Raw genomic sequence first — 13883 nt, 5'->3', positions numbered from 1 at the left:
ACACCTCGCACACCGGGCGGATCGCGCCGTACAGCCACAGAATGCAAGGCATGGACCTGCCGGTGATGCCGCCTGTGAAGCCGATGCTCGCCAAGGCCGTGGCGAGCATCCCGCCGGGCATGCAGTACGAGGCGAAGTGGGACGGCTTCCGGGCGATCGTCTTTCGCGACGGCGCCGAGGTCGAACTGGGCAGCCGTACGGGCAAGCCGCTGACCAGGTACTTCCCCGAGCTGGTGGAGGCGCTGCGGGAGCGGTTGCCGACGCGGTGCGTCGTGGACGGCGAGATCGTGATCGCGCGGGAGGGACACCTCGACTTCGACGCGCTGACGGAGCGGATCCATCCGGCCGACTCACGGGTGCGCACGCTCGCACGGCGCAACCCCGCCTCCTTCGTGGCGTTCGACCTGCTGGCCCTCGCCGACGCCGCGCTGCTCGACCGTCCGCTCGGCGAGCGGCGCGCGCTGCTGGAGCGGGCGCTGGCCGAGGTCACGCCCCCGGTCCATCTCGCCCCGGCGACGACGGACCGCGCGGTCGCCGAGCGGTGGTTCGAGCGGTACGAGGGCGCCGGGCTGGACGGCGTGGTCGCCAAGCCGCTCGGGCTTCCCTACCGTCCGGGCGAACGCGTGATGTTCAAGGTGAAGCACGAGCGCACGGCGGACGTGGTGGTCGCGGGCTACCGGTGGCACAAGAGCGGCCCGGTCGTCGGCTCGCTGCTGCTCGGGCTCTACGACGACGAGGGGACGCTGCAGCATGTGGGGGTGTCCGCGGCGTTCTCGATGAAGCGGCGCGCCGAGCTGGTACGGGAGCTGGAGCCGCTGCGGCTGACCGATGTCTCGGAGCATCCCTGGGCCGCCTGGTCGCAGGAGGCGGCCCATGAGACCGCCCGGTTGCCGGGGGCGCCCAGCCGCTGGTCGGGGAAGAAGGACCTGTCCTGGGTGCCGCTGCGGCCCGAGCGGGTGGCGGAGGTGGCGTACGACCATATGGAGAACGGGGTGCGCTTCCGGCACACGGCGCGCTTCCGCCGCTGGCGCCCGGACCGCGCTCCCGAGAGCTGTACCCACGCGCAGTTGGAGGAGCCGGTGCGCTACGACCTCAAGGAGATCCTCGGCGTCCCGCGCTGATGCCGGGCGCGCGGTTCCTACCTGCGGCGGCTCAGTCTGCGGTCGAGCGCCGTGCCCGCGTCCCGGCGGGCGGCGGCGAGCGCGTCCTGGGCCGCCTCGTCCGAGCCGAGGCCCAGCGCCGCCGCGATCGCCTCCCAGGCGACGCCGCCCGCGAGCAGCGCCTCCACGGCGGCGCCGACCGCGACCGTCGACTCCCGGCGGGCGTGGTCGAGTTCGACGAGGGTGCGCAGCAGGTCGGGTGCCGTCGCGGCGCCGGTGAGTCCGCCCTGCGCCGCATGGCGCGCCTGGTCGGCGGTGACCCACCAGTCGGCGGAGGTGTGCGGGGGGCGGGTGACGAGGGTCCGGTCCACGAGGGCGCCGCCTTCCTTGCCGGGTGTGCGTCTGGAGCGCTGCGGACTCTGCGAGTCTAGGCAGCCGATCCGCGGGCAGCCTGTCCGGAGCGCTGAACGGATCACGTTCCTCACCCTTCGAACGGCAGCCCCGCACGCGTGAGTTCTCTCGCCGCCGCGCTCAGCCCGTCCGCGAAGCGCCGTACGCGCGCGTCGGTGAACCGGGTGCTGGGGCCGCCGAAGGACAGGGCCGCCACCACCGCTCCGCCGCGCCCCCGTACCGGTACGGCGACGGCCGACAGCCCCTCCTCGCGCTCACCGTGGCTCGTCGCGTACCCCTGGGCCCGCGCCTGCTCGATCCAGCCGCGCAGGGTGTCCAGATGCGCGGGGCCGTACGGCGAGGTCTCCGCGACGCGGCGCAGCAGGGCTTCCGAGGCGTCGAGGAGCAGCACCTTGGCGACGCCGCCCGCCCACAGCGGCAGTTCGTCGCCGACGCGGACGACCTGGCGCAGTGCGCGCGGGCCCTCCTCCTGGGCGATGCAGACGCGGTGGATGTCGCGGCGCACGTACAGATGCACCGTCTCCTTGTGCTCGGCGGCGAGGTCACGCAGGACCGCCCTGGCGGCGGGCGGCAGCCGCCAGGCCCGTTCGGCGAGCCGAGACCAGCGCAGCAGGGTCGGTCCCGCGAGGTAGCGGCCGTGTTCGTCGACCCAGAGCAGTCCGCCCAGCCGGAGGGTGCCGAGCAGGCGGAGCACGGTGGTCTTGGGCAGGCCCGAGGCCGAGACGATCTCGCGCGGGGACAGCGCGGGGTGGTTCTCGTCGAAGAGTCCCAGGATGTCGATCGCCCGCTGGACGGTGCGCATCCCCGCGGGTTCGGCCTCGGCCGCCATGGTCGTTCCTCTCGGCTGAGGACCGCACGGCGGCCCTGCTGACGCTCCTGTCTCAGCACGGTACTGCGCGGCGGTCCGCTGGGCGGACCGGATCTGGCCCGAGGGGCGCTCAGCGTGACCGGGCCGGGGCGTTCTCGTCCAGCGCGTCGCGGGCCCGGGCGGCCAGTCCGTCCGCCCCGCAGGCGTGTGCCAGCGTCAGCCCCCGGTCCAGCTCCGCGGCCGAGCGCGCGGCGATCCCGTACTCGACGAGGGCCGCCGCGTGTTCGTAGGCGCACGGGGAGGACTCCAGGTAGCGCACCGCCCGCGCGGACAGCGAGACCGCGCGGGTGCCGGTCTCCAGGGAGGCGGCGACGCGCAGGGCCTCGCCGATCGCCGTGTCGGTGCCGAACAGTTCGGCCTGGCGGCGGGTGAGCGCGGCCAGTTCGGCGGCGCGGGCGGGGTCGGTGGCGGCGAGCGCACGGGCGAGGGCGCCCGCCCACGGGGCCAGTACCGGATTGTGGCCGTGTCCGCCGGACGCCTTCTCGGCGGCCTCCAGTTCGGTGATGCCCTCCTCGATACGGCCGACGGCGAGCAGCAGTCGGCCGCGCACGCTCCGGGTGTCGGGCAGCACGATCGTGGCGGGGTAGGGCGGGGCGAAGCCGTATCGCTCGGCGATCGACCAGGCCTCCTCGACATGGCCGCGGGCGAGCAGGGTGTCGACGAGTCCGCAGGTCGCCGACCAGTACAACGGCAGGCCGCGGCCGACGCGTTCAGCCAGGCGCAGGGATGCGCGCAGGGAGGTCTCCGCCGAGCGCAGGCGGCCCCGGCGGCGGTGGGCGAGGCCGACGTAGGCGTGGGCCAGGGCGAGATGGCCGCCGCCCCAGCCCGCCGAGTCGTAGACGTCCAGGGCTTCCTTGAACAGGCTCTCGGCGCGGTCGAGCCGGTCCGTGTAGACGTACGAACTGCCCAGCATCAGCAGCAGTTCGATGCCCCACTCGGTGTCGGTCCAGCCGAGTCCGGGGGCGAGACGGCCGTTGACGAGGGCGCGGTCGCACACTTCCACGACCTCTTCGGCGTTCTCGCCGTGGGTCATCGCGTCGAAGCCGCGCAGGATGAGCAGCGCGCGCTCGGAGTTGTCCCGCCCCGTGCAGGTGGCGGCGAGTTCGGCCAGTTCCCGGGAGCGGTCCGGGCTGTGTTCGCCCGCCACGTGCACGCTCTCCCACATGTGGTGCACGGCCTGGAGGCGCAGGCGGGAGGGGCCGGGGTCGAGACGGGCGACCTCCGCTTCGACCGTGCGGATGGCCTCCTCCAGTTGGTTGTTGTGCAACAGCGCCTGGGAGAGACGGTGGACGGCGTCGACCCGGGCGTCGCGGTCCAGGCCCGGCAGGGCGAGGGCCGTCTGGAGGTAGTCGATGGTGGTGGCGGGCGCGGTCAGCAGCGTGGCGCAGCCCAGTTCGTAGAGCACATACGGGCGGACCTCGGGCAACGGCGGTTCCAGCAGGGCCCGTTCGAGGCAGCGGCGGGCCGCTTCGGGGGCGCCGACGGCGACATGCTCGCGGGCGGCCTCGCGCATCTGTTCCACGAGTTCCTCGTCGTCCTCCGGGTGGACTTCCAGGAGGTGGCGGGAGGCCGCGGCGGCGCCGAGCCCGCAGTCGGTGACGACCTGTGCAGCGATGCCGTGCATCGCGGTGCGCAGTCCGTCGGGGATCGAGCGGTAGACGGCGCTGGCGATCAGTGGGTGGACGAACTCCAACTCCCCTTCTTCAGGCGGGGAGTTCGCCGGGGCGGAAGGGGTGAGGATGCGGGCCGTGGTGAGCAGTTCGGCACAGCGGAGCGCTTCCTCGTGGCGCATGGTGGCGAGGCGGGCGGCCAGGTCCACGGTGATGCCGGTGCCGAGGATGGCCGCGGCCCAGGCGAAGCGGGTGGCCTCGAGGCCGAGGCTCTCCAGGCGGGCGACGAGGCCGTTGCCGCGGGCGGAGCGGTTGAGGGGCCGTAACTCGGCGGCGGAGTCCTCGACCGGCGGGAGTTGGCTGTCCTGCACCTTGGCGAGGAGTTCGACGGTCTCGTAGGGGTTGCCGCCGGTGACGGCCCACACCTCGCGGCAGAACGGATCGTCCGCGTGCGCGCCGAGCGTGGCGCGGGTGAGCCCGGCCGTCGCGTCGGGGGTGAACGCCCGCAGGGTGTCGGCGGGGCGGAGGGCCGCCGCCGCGATCGTGTCGAGCTGACGGGCGCTCTCGTCGGCGGCGTCGCCGGGGCGCAGGGCGACCACGACGAGCACGCGCAGGTCGGCGAGTCGCTCGGCGAACGCGGCCAGCCAGCGCAGGGTCTCCTGGTCGGCCCAGTGCGCGTCGTCGATGAGCAGGACCAGCGGCCAGTAGCGCTTGGCGAGCCGTGAGACGGCCACGACGAGGCCCTCGCACACACTCTGCGGGTCGGCCTGCCGCTCACCGGGCTCCGTTATCCCGAGGGCGGGGCCCGCGATGTCGTACCAGTCGCCCAGGTACTCGCGCGCCTCCTCCGGCATCAGGGAGACGAGCGCGGGCTGGAGCAGTTGCCGTACGACGTTGAAGGGGACCGAGGTGACGGTCTCGCCGCCGCGCGCCGACCAGACCGCGCAGCCGCGGCTCTCCGCGATGCGGCGCGTCTCCGTGAGGAGCGCGGTCTTGCCGATGCCTGCCTCTCCTGTGAACATCAGCAGGCTGCCCGCCGCCGACGGGGCGGAGTCGTCCCGCAGGGCGTCCACCGCCTCGGTGACCGCGGCCAGTTCCGCGTCACGTTCCCACAGGGAAGCCGAGGCGACCGCGTCGGGCCGTGCCTCCGTCATCCCGCTCCCTCCCCAGGTCGCCCAAACGACGTACGGGGAACGAGCCCAGCCGTCCTCGGGGTCCGGTGGAGAGAGGTCGAGAGACCTGTTGCCCGTGACGGGTGACGGGGCGTATGAGGGGGCCGTGGGCCGGGCCCCGTCGTGATACAGCCGGGTGGGGCGCCCCTCCGCTCAAGGGGAACCCCACCCGGCCGGGGGGTGGCGCCGCCCCCGTCCCCACGGTGCGGCGCGACAGGCCGCCGTCCGGTCATCCCGGCGGACGGCAGCCTGGGTCTTCAGGTCAGGCCCAACTCCGGGAGCAGCACCGCCTCCACGAAGCGCATCAGATACGCCTCGTCCCCGTACCGCCCCTCCAGCAGGGGACGGACGCGCAGGACGCCGAGCAGTTGTGCGGGGACGTACTCCAGCGCCGGATGGCCGGCGGGTACCTCGCCGCGTTCCACCCCGCGCCGGAGGATGCCCTGGAGCGCGGCCACCTCGGGCTCGATGAGGGCTTCGCGCAGCGCCCGGTGGAGATCCTTGTCCTGCATCATGGCGTGGCCGAGGGCCTGGAGCAGCTTGGTGTCACGGCCCGACCACACGGCGGCGGCGCGTGCCGCGGCACGCAAGTCCCCGGCGAGCGAGCCGGTGTCCACGCCCGAGATCCGCTCGCGGCGGTTGGCCCGGAGGGCGGCGGCCACGAACTGGGGCTTCGTCCGCCACTGCCGGTACAGCGTCGACTTGCTGCACCGCGTGGTGGTGGCGATGCCTTCCATGGTGACGGCGTCGTAGCCGCACTCACGGATCTGTTCGATCACGGCGTCGAAGAACTCCTGCTCACGCTCGGGCGTGAGCTTGGAACGGCGCGAAGCGACAACCGTCTCCGGTGCGTCCGCTGCCTGCGACGTCATGACCTCGCTCCTCCGTCGTGATCCCCGGCCGTCGTGGTGCGGCCGGTGGCGCTGCGCACAGTGTGCCGGTGGGCGCTGCGCCCAGTGTATCGATACGCGCATGTATCGATACGGGAGTGTACCGGTACGGCAGCGTATCGGTACACTCCCGTTTCGATGAGTCTTGGACAGGACCCACTCGACCCGCACAGCCGCGTCGAGTGGACCTTGTCCTGGGCTCACCACGCACCACCCCACGCACGCACACATAAGGGGCCGGGGGATGACATCCCGCACCGAGCCTGAGGGAGAAGCGGCGCCCGCGATACGCCGGCCGCCGCTTCTGCGCGAGCTCCTGCTGGTGGCAGGACTCTTCCTCGTCTACAAGTTCGGCCGTCAGCTCGCCAACGGCCATACCGACGAGGCCTTGCGCAACGCGCATCACGTCTGGCAGTGGGAGCGCTTCCTCCATCTGCCGGGCGAGGGTGCCGTGCAGGCCGCGCTGCTGCACGGCGAGGCTCTCGTCCGCTTCGCCGACACGTACTACGTGGCCGTGCACTTCCCGGCCACGGCGGCCTTCCTGATCTGGCTGTATCTGCGGCGGCCCGCGCACTATCCGTGGGCCCGGCGGGTGCTCGCGCTGGTCACGGGGGCCGCGCTGGTGTTGCATCTCACGTTCCCGCTCGCGCCGCCGCGGATGCTCGACACGGCGGGCCTGGTGGACACCGGGCAGGTGTACGGGCCGACGATCTACGGGGCCGTGCCCGAGACGGACTCGATGGCGAACCAGTTCGCCGCCATGCCCTCGCTGCACTTCGGCTGGGCGCTGATGGTCGCGCTCGGGCTGATCGCGGCGACCCGGTCGCGCTGGCGCCCGCTGTGGCTGCTGCATCCGCTGCTGACGCTGGTGGTGATCGTCGGCACGGCGAACCACTACTGGCTGGACGCGATCGCGGCGGCCGTGCTGCTCGGGGGCGCCCTGGCGGTGGTGCGGGCGCCGTCGCCGGGCGCGGCGGACTCGGCGTCGCCCTCGGCTTCGGCTTCGGCTTCGGCTGCGACGGAGCCGGTGGCCGTGCCGGCGCCGAGGGCCGTTGCGGCGGGCGACGCCTCCGGCCTGCTCGGATCGCGGCGATGAGCGCCACCCTGCTCGCCGTCGGCCTGTCCCTGATCTCGGCCGTCGCGTACGCGGCTGCCGCCGTCGCCCAGGAGCGGCTCGCCCGCGGCAACCGGGGCACCGGGGTGCTGCGGCTGCTGCGGAGCGGGGCCTGGTGGGGGTCGGTCGTACTGAACGCCTCCGCCGCGCTGTTGCATGTCGCGGCCCTGGAGTTCGGTCCGCTGACGCTGGTCCAGCCGCTCGGCGCGCTCACGCTCGTGGCCGCGGTGCCGCTCGGGGCGCGGGTGGCGGGACGGCGGGTCGGGCGGGTGGAGTGGCGGGGCACGGTGCTCACCCTCGTCGGCCTGTCCGCGCTGCTGGTGACGGCGTCCGGTCCGGCGCCCGATGACGTACTGAGCCTGCCGGAGGCGCTGGCGGTGGCGGGGACGACCGCCGCGCTGATCGGCACGCTGTCCCTCCGGCGCACGCGCCCCGGACTGCGGCACGCGACCGCCTCCGGTGTCGCGTCCGGTGTCGCCTCGGCGCTCACGCAGACGGTGACCGTGGCGGCCACGGACCGCTCCGGGCCGGTGTTCAGCGCGCAGGTCGTCGTGGTGGCGCTGCTGGTGGCGGTGTTCGCGACGGGCGGCCTGCTGCTGGCGCAGACGGCGTACCAGGGCGGCCTCGGCGCCCCGCTCGCGGTGGTGACCCTCGCCAATCCGGTCGCGGCGGCGGCGATCGGCCTGTCCCTGCTGGGCGAACGCCTCCAGGGCGGAGCGGTGGGCCTGGTGGTCGCGGCGGCGGGAGCCGGACTGGCGTCGTGGGGCGTGGTGATCCTTTCGCGCCCGACCTCGAACCCGACGACCGTGAACCCGGCCGTCATCGCGGCCTGCGCCCCGTCGCGACCCGTCACGGGCGGCCACCCGGTCACGACCGTCCTCGCCCCGGCGCCTCACCCCTCCGCCCCCTACGGGCCGCCGCCCTCGGAGCACATCCGAGCACTCTGAAACACGCCAGGGCGCTCCGAACGCGGCGGTCCGGACCGGGGTCAGATCCTGCTCTCCGTCGCCGTGTCCGCGGACAGGCGCTGGGCGAGGTAGATCGGGATCACCGACGCGAGGACGAGCACCGCCGCCACCACGTTCACGACCGGGGCCTGCTGGGGGCGGGTCATGTTGTTGAAGATCCAGATCGGCAGGGTCTCGACGCCGGGACCGGCGGTGAAGGTCGTCACCACGATCTCGTCGAAGGAGAGCGCGAACGCGAGCAGGCCGCCCGCGAGCAGCGACGAACGCACCAGCGGGAAGGTGACGTCCACGAACGCCCGGAAGGTGTGGGCGCCCAGGTCCATCGCCGCCTCCTCGTACGAGCCCGAGGTGCGGCGCAGCCGTGCGACGACGTTGTTGAACACGACGACGATGCAGAACGTGGCATGGCCGACGATCACGGTGAACAGGCCGAGGCCGACCCCGAGCGGTTCGAGGACCGTGCCGAACGCCGAGTTGAGCGCGATACCGGTGACGATGCCGGGCAGCGCGATCGGCAGGACCACCACGAACGAGACGGCGTTCCGGCCGAAGAAGCGGTGCCGGGCCACCGCGAACGCGATCAGCGTGCCGAGCACGAGCGCGATCGCCGTGGCACCCAGGCCCGCCTTCACCGAGACCCATACGGCGTGCCGGGCGCCGTCGTTCTCCCAGGCCGCCGACCACCAGTGGAAGGTCCACCCGGGCGGCGGCCAGCTCGCGCTGCGGTCGGGGTTGAAGGAGTTGACCAGGACGAGCGCGAGCGGGATGTAGATGACCGCGAAGCCGATCCCGGCGGCGATGCGCAGCGCGATGCGCGTGGAGCGGGACAGTTGCATGACTGGGGACCTCTTCTACAGGCTGCTGAGCGCGCCCGTGCGGCGCATCGCCAGCAGGTACAGCACGATGACCACCACCGGAACCGTCCCCAGCGCGGCGGCCATGGGCAGGTTCAGTTCGATGTTGGAGTAGACCAGGTTGCCGATCAACTGGGTCTTGCCACCGACGATCTGCACGGTGATGTAGTCGCCGAGGCTGAGCGAGAAGGTGAAGACGGAGCCGGCGGCGACGGCCGGGAGGACCATCGGCAGCACGACCGCGCGGAAGGTGCGGCCGGGCTTGGCCCCGAGGTCGGCGGACGCGTCCAGGAGGTTGGCCGGGAGCTGCTCGAGCGCCGTGTGGATCGGCAGGATCATGTACGGCAGCCAGAGGTAGGTCAAGGTCATGATCGTGGCCGGGAGCCCGAAGCCCGGACCGCCGAGCCCGAACGGCTTCAGCATCCAGTCGGCGAGCCCGTCCTGGGACAGGATCAGCCGCCATGCGTAGACCTTGACCAGGTAACTCGCCCACAGCGGCGTGAGGATCGCGACCACCAGCAGCGGACGCCACCGCGGCCGGGCCACCCGCGCGGTGAAGAACGCGAGCGGGAAGGCGATCAGGGCGCACAGCACGGTGACCGCGAGGGCCACGCCGATGCTGCGCAGGATCACCTGGCGGAAGACGGGGGTCGTCAGCAGCGCGTGGAAGTTGTCCGTCGACCAGACCCGCACCACCTCGGAGGTGAAGGAGTTCGTCGTCCAGAACGCCGAGACGAACAGCACGGCCAGCGAACCGAGATAGAGGACGGCCAGCCACAGCAGGGGGGCCGTCAGCAGGAGGGACAGCCGCAGCCGCCGGTGGCGGTGCAGCAGCCCGGCGAGCCGCCGGACGGGGGTCCGTCCGGCGGCAGGCTGGGTGGCGGTCATGGTCGAGTCCTCAGCCCTTGATCTCGGTCCAGGCCTGGACCCACTTGGCGTACGGGACGCACTTGACGTCGGTGCGGCCGTCGATGCACTGCTCGATGGGCGTGTTCCAGAAGGCGATCTTCTTCCAGTACTCCGTGTCACCGGCGTGGAAGGTGGTGCAGAAGTTCTTGTCGCTGGTCTCGGCGCACGCCTTGGCGTTGGCCGGGGCCTCACCGAAGTACTCGCCGATCTGGGCGTTCACCTTCGGCGAGATGACCCAGTCCAGCCACTTGTAGGCGCAGTTGGTGTGCTTGGACTTCGCGGACACCATCCAGGTGTCGGACCAGCCGGTCGAACCCTCCTTGGGAACCAGGGACTTGACCTTGGCACCCTCGCTCTCGGCCAGGTTGGCGATGACCTGCCAGCTCGTGCCGATCACCGAGTCGCCGCTCTTGAAGGCGGAGATCTCCTTGAGGTAGTCGCCCCAGTACTCGCCGACGTTCGGGTTCTGCTTCTTCAGCAGGTCCACCGCCGCGTCGAACTGCTTCTGGTCGAGCGCGTAGGGGTCCTTGATCTTCAACTCGGGCTTGGTGGCCTTGAGATAGAGCGCCGCGTCGGCGATGTAGATCGGGGAGTCGTACGCGGTGACGTGACCCTTGTACTTCGAGGCGTCGTCGAAGACGGCGGACCAGGAGGTCGGCGCGGGCTTGACCTTCTGGGAGTTGTACATCAGCAGGTTGGCGCCGCGGCCGTGCGGGATGCCGTACGCCTTGCCCTTGACCGAGTTCCAGGGCTGGAGCTTCAAGTCACCGAAGACGTCCTTGTAGTTGGGGACGAGGTCGGTGTTGACCGGGGCCGCGTCGCCCGAGGCGATGAGGCGCAGGGAGGCGTCGCCGGAGGCGGAGACCGCGTCGTACTCGCCGGTCTTCATCAGCTTGACCATCTCGTCCGAGCTGGCCGCGACCTTGGAGCGGACCTGGCAGCCGGTCTGCTTCTCGAAGTCGCTGACCCAGTCGACCTTGGGGTCGTTGGAGCCGTCCTCGACGTAGCCGGCCCAGGCGATGAGGTTGACCTGTCCCTCCGTCTTGCCGAGCTTCGTCGGGGCCTTCAGATCAGGCGGGTTGAGGCCGCCGCCCGAGGCGGAGGAACCGCCCGAGTCGGACGAACCGCAGGCGGCGGTCGCGAGCAGCACCGCGACAGCGGCGCCGGCCTGGAGGGTACGAGTGAGACGCACGAGGTACTCCATAGGTGACAGGGGACTTGGCGTGGGGGGTCAGCTTGCGTCGGGGACCTGGACGGCGTGGTCGCGGTGCCACTGCAGGCGCACCCGGTTGCCGCGGAAGGCGGCGACGTCCTCGGAGGAGGTCTCCAGGTTCTGCTGGAGCGCGGTGAGCCGGCCGCCGTCGTCGAGGTCCACGAGGAAACGGGTGGCGTCTCCCAGGTAGACCACTTCGGCGACGGTGCCGACGGCGGTGGCGTGCTCCGGCACGTCCGCGAGGGCGGACTCCTTCAGCACCCGGATCTTCTCGGGCCTGATGCTGAACGTTCCCGGCTTGCCGACGACGCGCTCCGCGGCGTCGCCGTCGAGCAGGTTCGAGGTACCGACGAAGGAGGCGACGAACGAGGTGGCGGGCCGCTCGTAGATCTCGGCGGGGGTGCCGACCTGTTCGATACGGCCCTGGTTGAAGACGGCGATGCGGTCGCTCATCGTCAGGGCCTCCTCCTGGTCGTGGGTGACGAACACGAACGTGATGCCCACTTCGCGCTGGAGCGCCTTGAGTTCGACCTGCATCTGCTCGCGCAGCTTGAGGTCGAGGGCGCCGAGCGGCTCGTCGAGCAGCAGCAGACGGGGGCGGCAGACGAGGGCGCGGGCCAGTGCCACGCGCTGTCGCTGGCCGCCGGAGAGCTGGCTCGGGCGCCGCTTGCCGAAGCCTTCGAGGCGTACGTCGGCGAGGGCCTTGCGGGCCTGCTTCAGCCGTTCGGCCTTGGACACCTTGCGGATCTTCAGGCCGTAGGCGACGTTCTGCTCGACCGTCATGTGCGGGAAGAGGGCGTAGTCCTGGAAGACGGTGTGCACGTCCCGCTCGAAGGGCGCGAGGCCCGTGACCTCCTGACCGGCCAGCTCGATGGTTCCGGAGCTGGGGCTCTCGAAGCCCGCGATCATGCGCAGGACGGTCGTCTTGCCGGAGCCGGACGGGCCGAGCATGGAGAAGAACTCGCCGTCGGCTATCTCCAGGTCGACACCGGCCACCGCGGTGGTGCCACCGAACTCCTTCCGCAGCCCTTGCAGCCGGATGGCGCTTCCCTTCATGAACGGGAACCTTTCTGGTGCACTCTTACGTTGGAATGAAAAGATATGAAGTCATAGTTCAAACCTCAAGCCGCAGTACGTAGTTGAGGACCGTCTGAAGGTAAAGGTTGAACCAACAAGCAAGGTGGTGGGTGTGAAACACAACGGAGGCGGCGGGGCCCGCAGAGCCGTGTTCACCCCGGTGGACACCCGGGCGCGCGTGGAGACGGTGGTCCGCCGGCTCGGCGACGCCATCGAACTCGGGCTGCTCGCCGACGGGGAGCAACTGCCCCGCGAGAGCGAGCTGGCGGGTCAACTCGGTGTGTCCACCGTCACGTTGCGCGAGGCGCTCATGGCGCTGCGGCAGCAGGGCCTGGTCACCACCCGGCGCGGGCGCGGCGGCGGCAGCTTCGTCTCCCTGCCCGCCGACCCGGCCGAGGAACGGGTCAGGGCACGCCTCGCCGCCTGGGGCACGGAGGAGTTGCGCGACCTCGGCGACCACTGGGCGGCCGTCTCGGGCGCCGCCGCCCGGCTCGCGGCGCAGCGCACGGAACCGGACGACCTTCAGCAACTACAGCGCACGCTCGAGGAGTTCGCGGTGGTCGCGGACGCCTCGGCGCGCAGCCGGCTGTACGGCCGCTTCCATGTGGAACTGGCCGCCGCAGCGCAGTCCGCCCGCCTCACCCGGGAACAGGTGGTGCTCCAGACGGAGGTCGGGGCGTTGCTGTGTCTCGTCCTCAAGGACGACGCCTGCCGCGCAGAAGTGACGGAGCGTCAGCGATCCGTGGTCCGCGCGGTGCGGGAGGGGGCGTACGACACGGCCAGGGAGCTGGCCGAGCGGTGCGTCGAGGAGTCGGCGGCACGGCTGATCGCGCTGCGCCTCACGTCGTGAACTCGGTGTGAGAGCACGGGAGTCGGGAGTCGGATCGCTCCTTCGGGGCGATCCCCGACGCACGAGCCCCGACGCACGAGCGCCTTGGCGTACGAGCCACGGCATACGAGCCCCGGCGCCGTCGGCGACCTGAACGCCGGCGGATCCGGGGCCCCTTGGGGGGCTCCTGGGGCCCTACTCCTGCGCCACGGGCACCACGCTGAGATGGCCCGCCGTACGCCGTACACGGCGTCTCGCGCGGGCGGCGGGCGCCGGGCGGCGCGCCTCCCTCAGGACCAGCGTCAGCCGCGAATAGCCCATGTCCTGAAGCGTCTTGGGGGTCTCCCCCACCACCCGGCAGTCGTCGCCCCAGCGCGGGTCGGGATGGCGCAGCGGACGCACCGCGCCGTCGTGCTCCAGGGCGTGCGGGCCGACCGCGCGGATCCAGTGCGGCAGGCCCTGCCGGTAGGCGGCCTCCATGATCGGGTCCTGGGCGATGTCCCGGCGGATGGCCTGGAGGCCGTGGTCGTGCCCGTACCGCTCCAGCGCGGCGGCGAAGTGCGCCAGCATCGGCAGTCCCCAGGTCGACTCGTGCTCCCGGAGGATCGTGCCCGCGTCCGGGTGGAACAGCACGAACCGCAGGAAGTTGTCGCCGGGCATGGCCGTCGGATGCGCCGAGACCTGCCCGAAGAGCAGCTCGAACGCCGGGTTGGTGACGACGACGTCCCAGCGGTGGTCGAAGACGAGCGACGGGAAGGGAACGGCTTCGAGGAACAGGGCGTAGTCCCGCAGATACGCCTGTGCTTCCGCACTCTCGGGGAGGGGTCGCGGCTCGGACCGCTGCCCTCCTGCCTGATACGCCATCGGG

General features: G+C 71.9%; 13 protein-coding genes. 4 read left to right on the top strand and 9 right to left on the bottom strand.

Annotated features, from left to right (window positions below; translation table 11 throughout):
* Positions 1–50: 50 nt before the first annotated feature.
* Positions 51–1121: an ATP-dependent DNA ligase gene (locus NGF19_RS12375; protein WP_252424875.1), complete on the top strand. Its 1071-nt coding sequence runs from the start codon at positions 51–53 to the stop codon at positions 1119–1121.
* Positions 1122–1138: 17 nt separating this feature from the next.
* Here NGF19_RS12375 and NGF19_RS12370 read toward each other — a convergent pair whose 3' ends face one another.
* From NGF19_RS12370 to NGF19_RS12355, 4 genes are all read right to left on the bottom strand, one after another.
* The gene (locus NGF19_RS12370) at positions 1139–1471 is read right to left on the bottom strand and encodes a hypothetical protein (RefSeq protein ID WP_252424874.1); all 333 of its coding nucleotides are present in this window, start codon (positions 1469–1471) and stop codon (positions 1139–1141) included.
* A gap of 110 nt (positions 1472–1581) precedes the next feature.
* Complete coding sequence (locus NGF19_RS12365) at positions 1582–2340, bottom strand: IclR family transcriptional regulator (protein ID WP_252424872.1); 759 nt, start codon at positions 2338–2340, stop codon at positions 1582–1584.
* A 109-nt stretch (positions 2341–2449) separates the two neighbouring features.
* Positions 2450–5143: an ATP-binding protein gene (locus NGF19_RS12360; RefSeq protein WP_252424871.1), complete on the bottom strand. Its 2694-nt coding sequence runs from the start codon at positions 5141–5143 to the stop codon at positions 2450–2452.
* 275 nt (positions 5144–5418) lie between these two features.
* Positions 5419–6033 (bottom strand): TetR/AcrR family transcriptional regulator, encoded by a 615-nt coding sequence (locus NGF19_RS12355; protein ID WP_252424870.1) that lies wholly within the window; start codon positions 6031–6033, stop codon positions 5419–5421.
* Positions 6034–6295: 262 nt separating this feature from the next.
* Here NGF19_RS12355 and NGF19_RS12350 point away from each other — a divergent pair, with 262 nt between their 5' ends.
* Positions 6296–7147, top strand: coding sequence for a phosphatase PAP2 family protein (locus NGF19_RS12350; protein WP_252424869.1), 852 nt, complete (start codon positions 6296–6298; stop codon positions 7145–7147).
* Entirely contained in the window at positions 7144–8112 is a 969-nt protein-coding gene (locus NGF19_RS12345; RefSeq protein WP_252424867.1) for a DMT family transporter, read from the top strand. Before NGF19_RS12350 ends, NGF19_RS12345 begins: the two co-directional genes overlap by 4 nt.
* 41 nt (positions 8113–8153) lie before the next feature.
* Here the strand turns inward: NGF19_RS12345 and NGF19_RS12340 are convergent, their stop codons facing one another.
* Genes NGF19_RS12340 through NGF19_RS12325 form a run of 4 tightly spaced genes read right to left on the bottom strand, consistent with a single transcriptional unit; the run spans position 8154 to position 12165 of the window.
* Complete coding sequence (locus tag NGF19_RS12340) at positions 8154–8969, bottom strand: ABC transporter permease (RefSeq protein ID WP_252424865.1); 816 nt, start codon at positions 8967–8969, stop codon at positions 8154–8156.
* A 15-nt stretch (positions 8970–8984) separates the two neighbouring features.
* The gene (locus tag NGF19_RS12335) at positions 8985–9875 is read right to left on the bottom strand and encodes an ABC transporter permease (protein ID WP_252424863.1); all 891 of its coding nucleotides are present in this window, start codon (positions 9873–9875) and stop codon (positions 8985–8987) included.
* A 10-nt stretch (positions 9876–9885) separates the two neighbouring features.
* Positions 9886–11088 (bottom strand): ABC transporter substrate-binding protein, encoded by a 1203-nt coding sequence (locus NGF19_RS12330; protein WP_252424862.1) that lies wholly within the window; start codon positions 11086–11088, stop codon positions 9886–9888.
* A 39-nt stretch (positions 11089–11127) separates the two neighbouring features.
* Positions 11128–12165, bottom strand: a complete 1038-nt coding sequence (locus NGF19_RS12325; protein ID WP_252424861.1) for an ABC transporter ATP-binding protein — start codon at positions 12163–12165, stop codon at positions 11128–11130.
* Between the two features lie 133 nt (positions 12166–12298).
* Between NGF19_RS12325 and NGF19_RS12320 the strand changes: the two genes are divergently transcribed.
* On the top strand, positions 12299–13036 hold the full coding sequence (locus NGF19_RS12320; RefSeq protein WP_252424860.1) for a FadR/GntR family transcriptional regulator: 738 nt from the start codon (positions 12299–12301) through the stop codon (positions 13034–13036).
* Between the two features lie 174 nt (positions 13037–13210).
* On the opposite strand, the gene NGF19_RS12315 is transcribed toward NGF19_RS12320, so the two are convergent.
* Entirely contained in the window at positions 13211–13879 is a 669-nt protein-coding gene (locus NGF19_RS12315) for an MmyB family transcriptional regulator (RefSeq protein WP_252424858.1), read from the bottom strand.
* Between the last annotated feature and the right edge of the window lie 4 nt (positions 13880–13883).

This window comes from Streptomyces macrolidinus (genome assembly GCF_023887685.1).
In the GTDB taxonomy this organism is placed as follows: domain Bacteria; phylum Actinomycetota; class Actinomycetes; order Streptomycetales; family Streptomycetaceae; genus Streptomyces; species Streptomyces macrolidinus.
The sequence above is the reverse complement of the archived record's forward strand: the minus strand, read 5'-3'. Positions and strand labels throughout refer to the sequence as shown.

What these genes read in the sequence shown, in the direction of transcription:
- NGF19_RS12360 (WP_252424871.1), bottom strand. Translation starts at nt 5,143, where the DNA reads ATGACGGAGGCACGGCCCGACGCGGTCGCCTCGGCTTCCCTGTGGGAA.
- NGF19_RS12335 (WP_252424863.1), bottom strand. Translation starts at nt 9,875, where the DNA reads ATGACCGCCACCCAGCCTGCCGCCGGACGGACCCCCGTCCGGCGGCTC.
- NGF19_RS12350 (WP_252424869.1), top strand. Translation starts at nt 6,296, where the DNA reads ATGACATCCCGCACCGAGCCTGAGGGAGAAGCGGCGCCCGCGATACGC.
- NGF19_RS12365 (WP_252424872.1), bottom strand. Translation starts at nt 2,340, where the DNA reads ATGGCGGCCGAGGCCGAACCCGCGGGGATGCGCACCGTCCAGCGGGCG.
- NGF19_RS12315 (WP_252424858.1), bottom strand. Translation starts at nt 13,879, where the DNA reads ATGGCGTATCAGGCAGGAGGGCAGCGGTCCGAGCCGCGACCCCTCCCC.
- NGF19_RS12325 (WP_252424861.1), bottom strand. Translation starts at nt 12,165, where the DNA reads ATGAAGGGAAGCGCCATCCGGCTGCAAGGGCTGCGGAAGGAGTTCGGT.
- NGF19_RS12355 (WP_252424870.1), bottom strand. Translation starts at nt 6,033, where the DNA reads ATGACGTCGCAGGCAGCGGACGCACCGGAGACGGTTGTCGCTTCGCGC.
- NGF19_RS12345 (WP_252424867.1), top strand. Translation starts at nt 7,144, where the DNA reads ATGAGCGCCACCCTGCTCGCCGTCGGCCTGTCCCTGATCTCGGCCGTC.
- NGF19_RS12340 (WP_252424865.1), bottom strand. Translation starts at nt 8,969, where the DNA reads ATGCAACTGTCCCGCTCCACGCGCATCGCGCTGCGCATCGCCGCCGGG.
- NGF19_RS12375 (WP_252424875.1), top strand. Translation starts at nt 51, where the DNA reads ATGGACCTGCCGGTGATGCCGCCTGTGAAGCCGATGCTCGCCAAGGCC.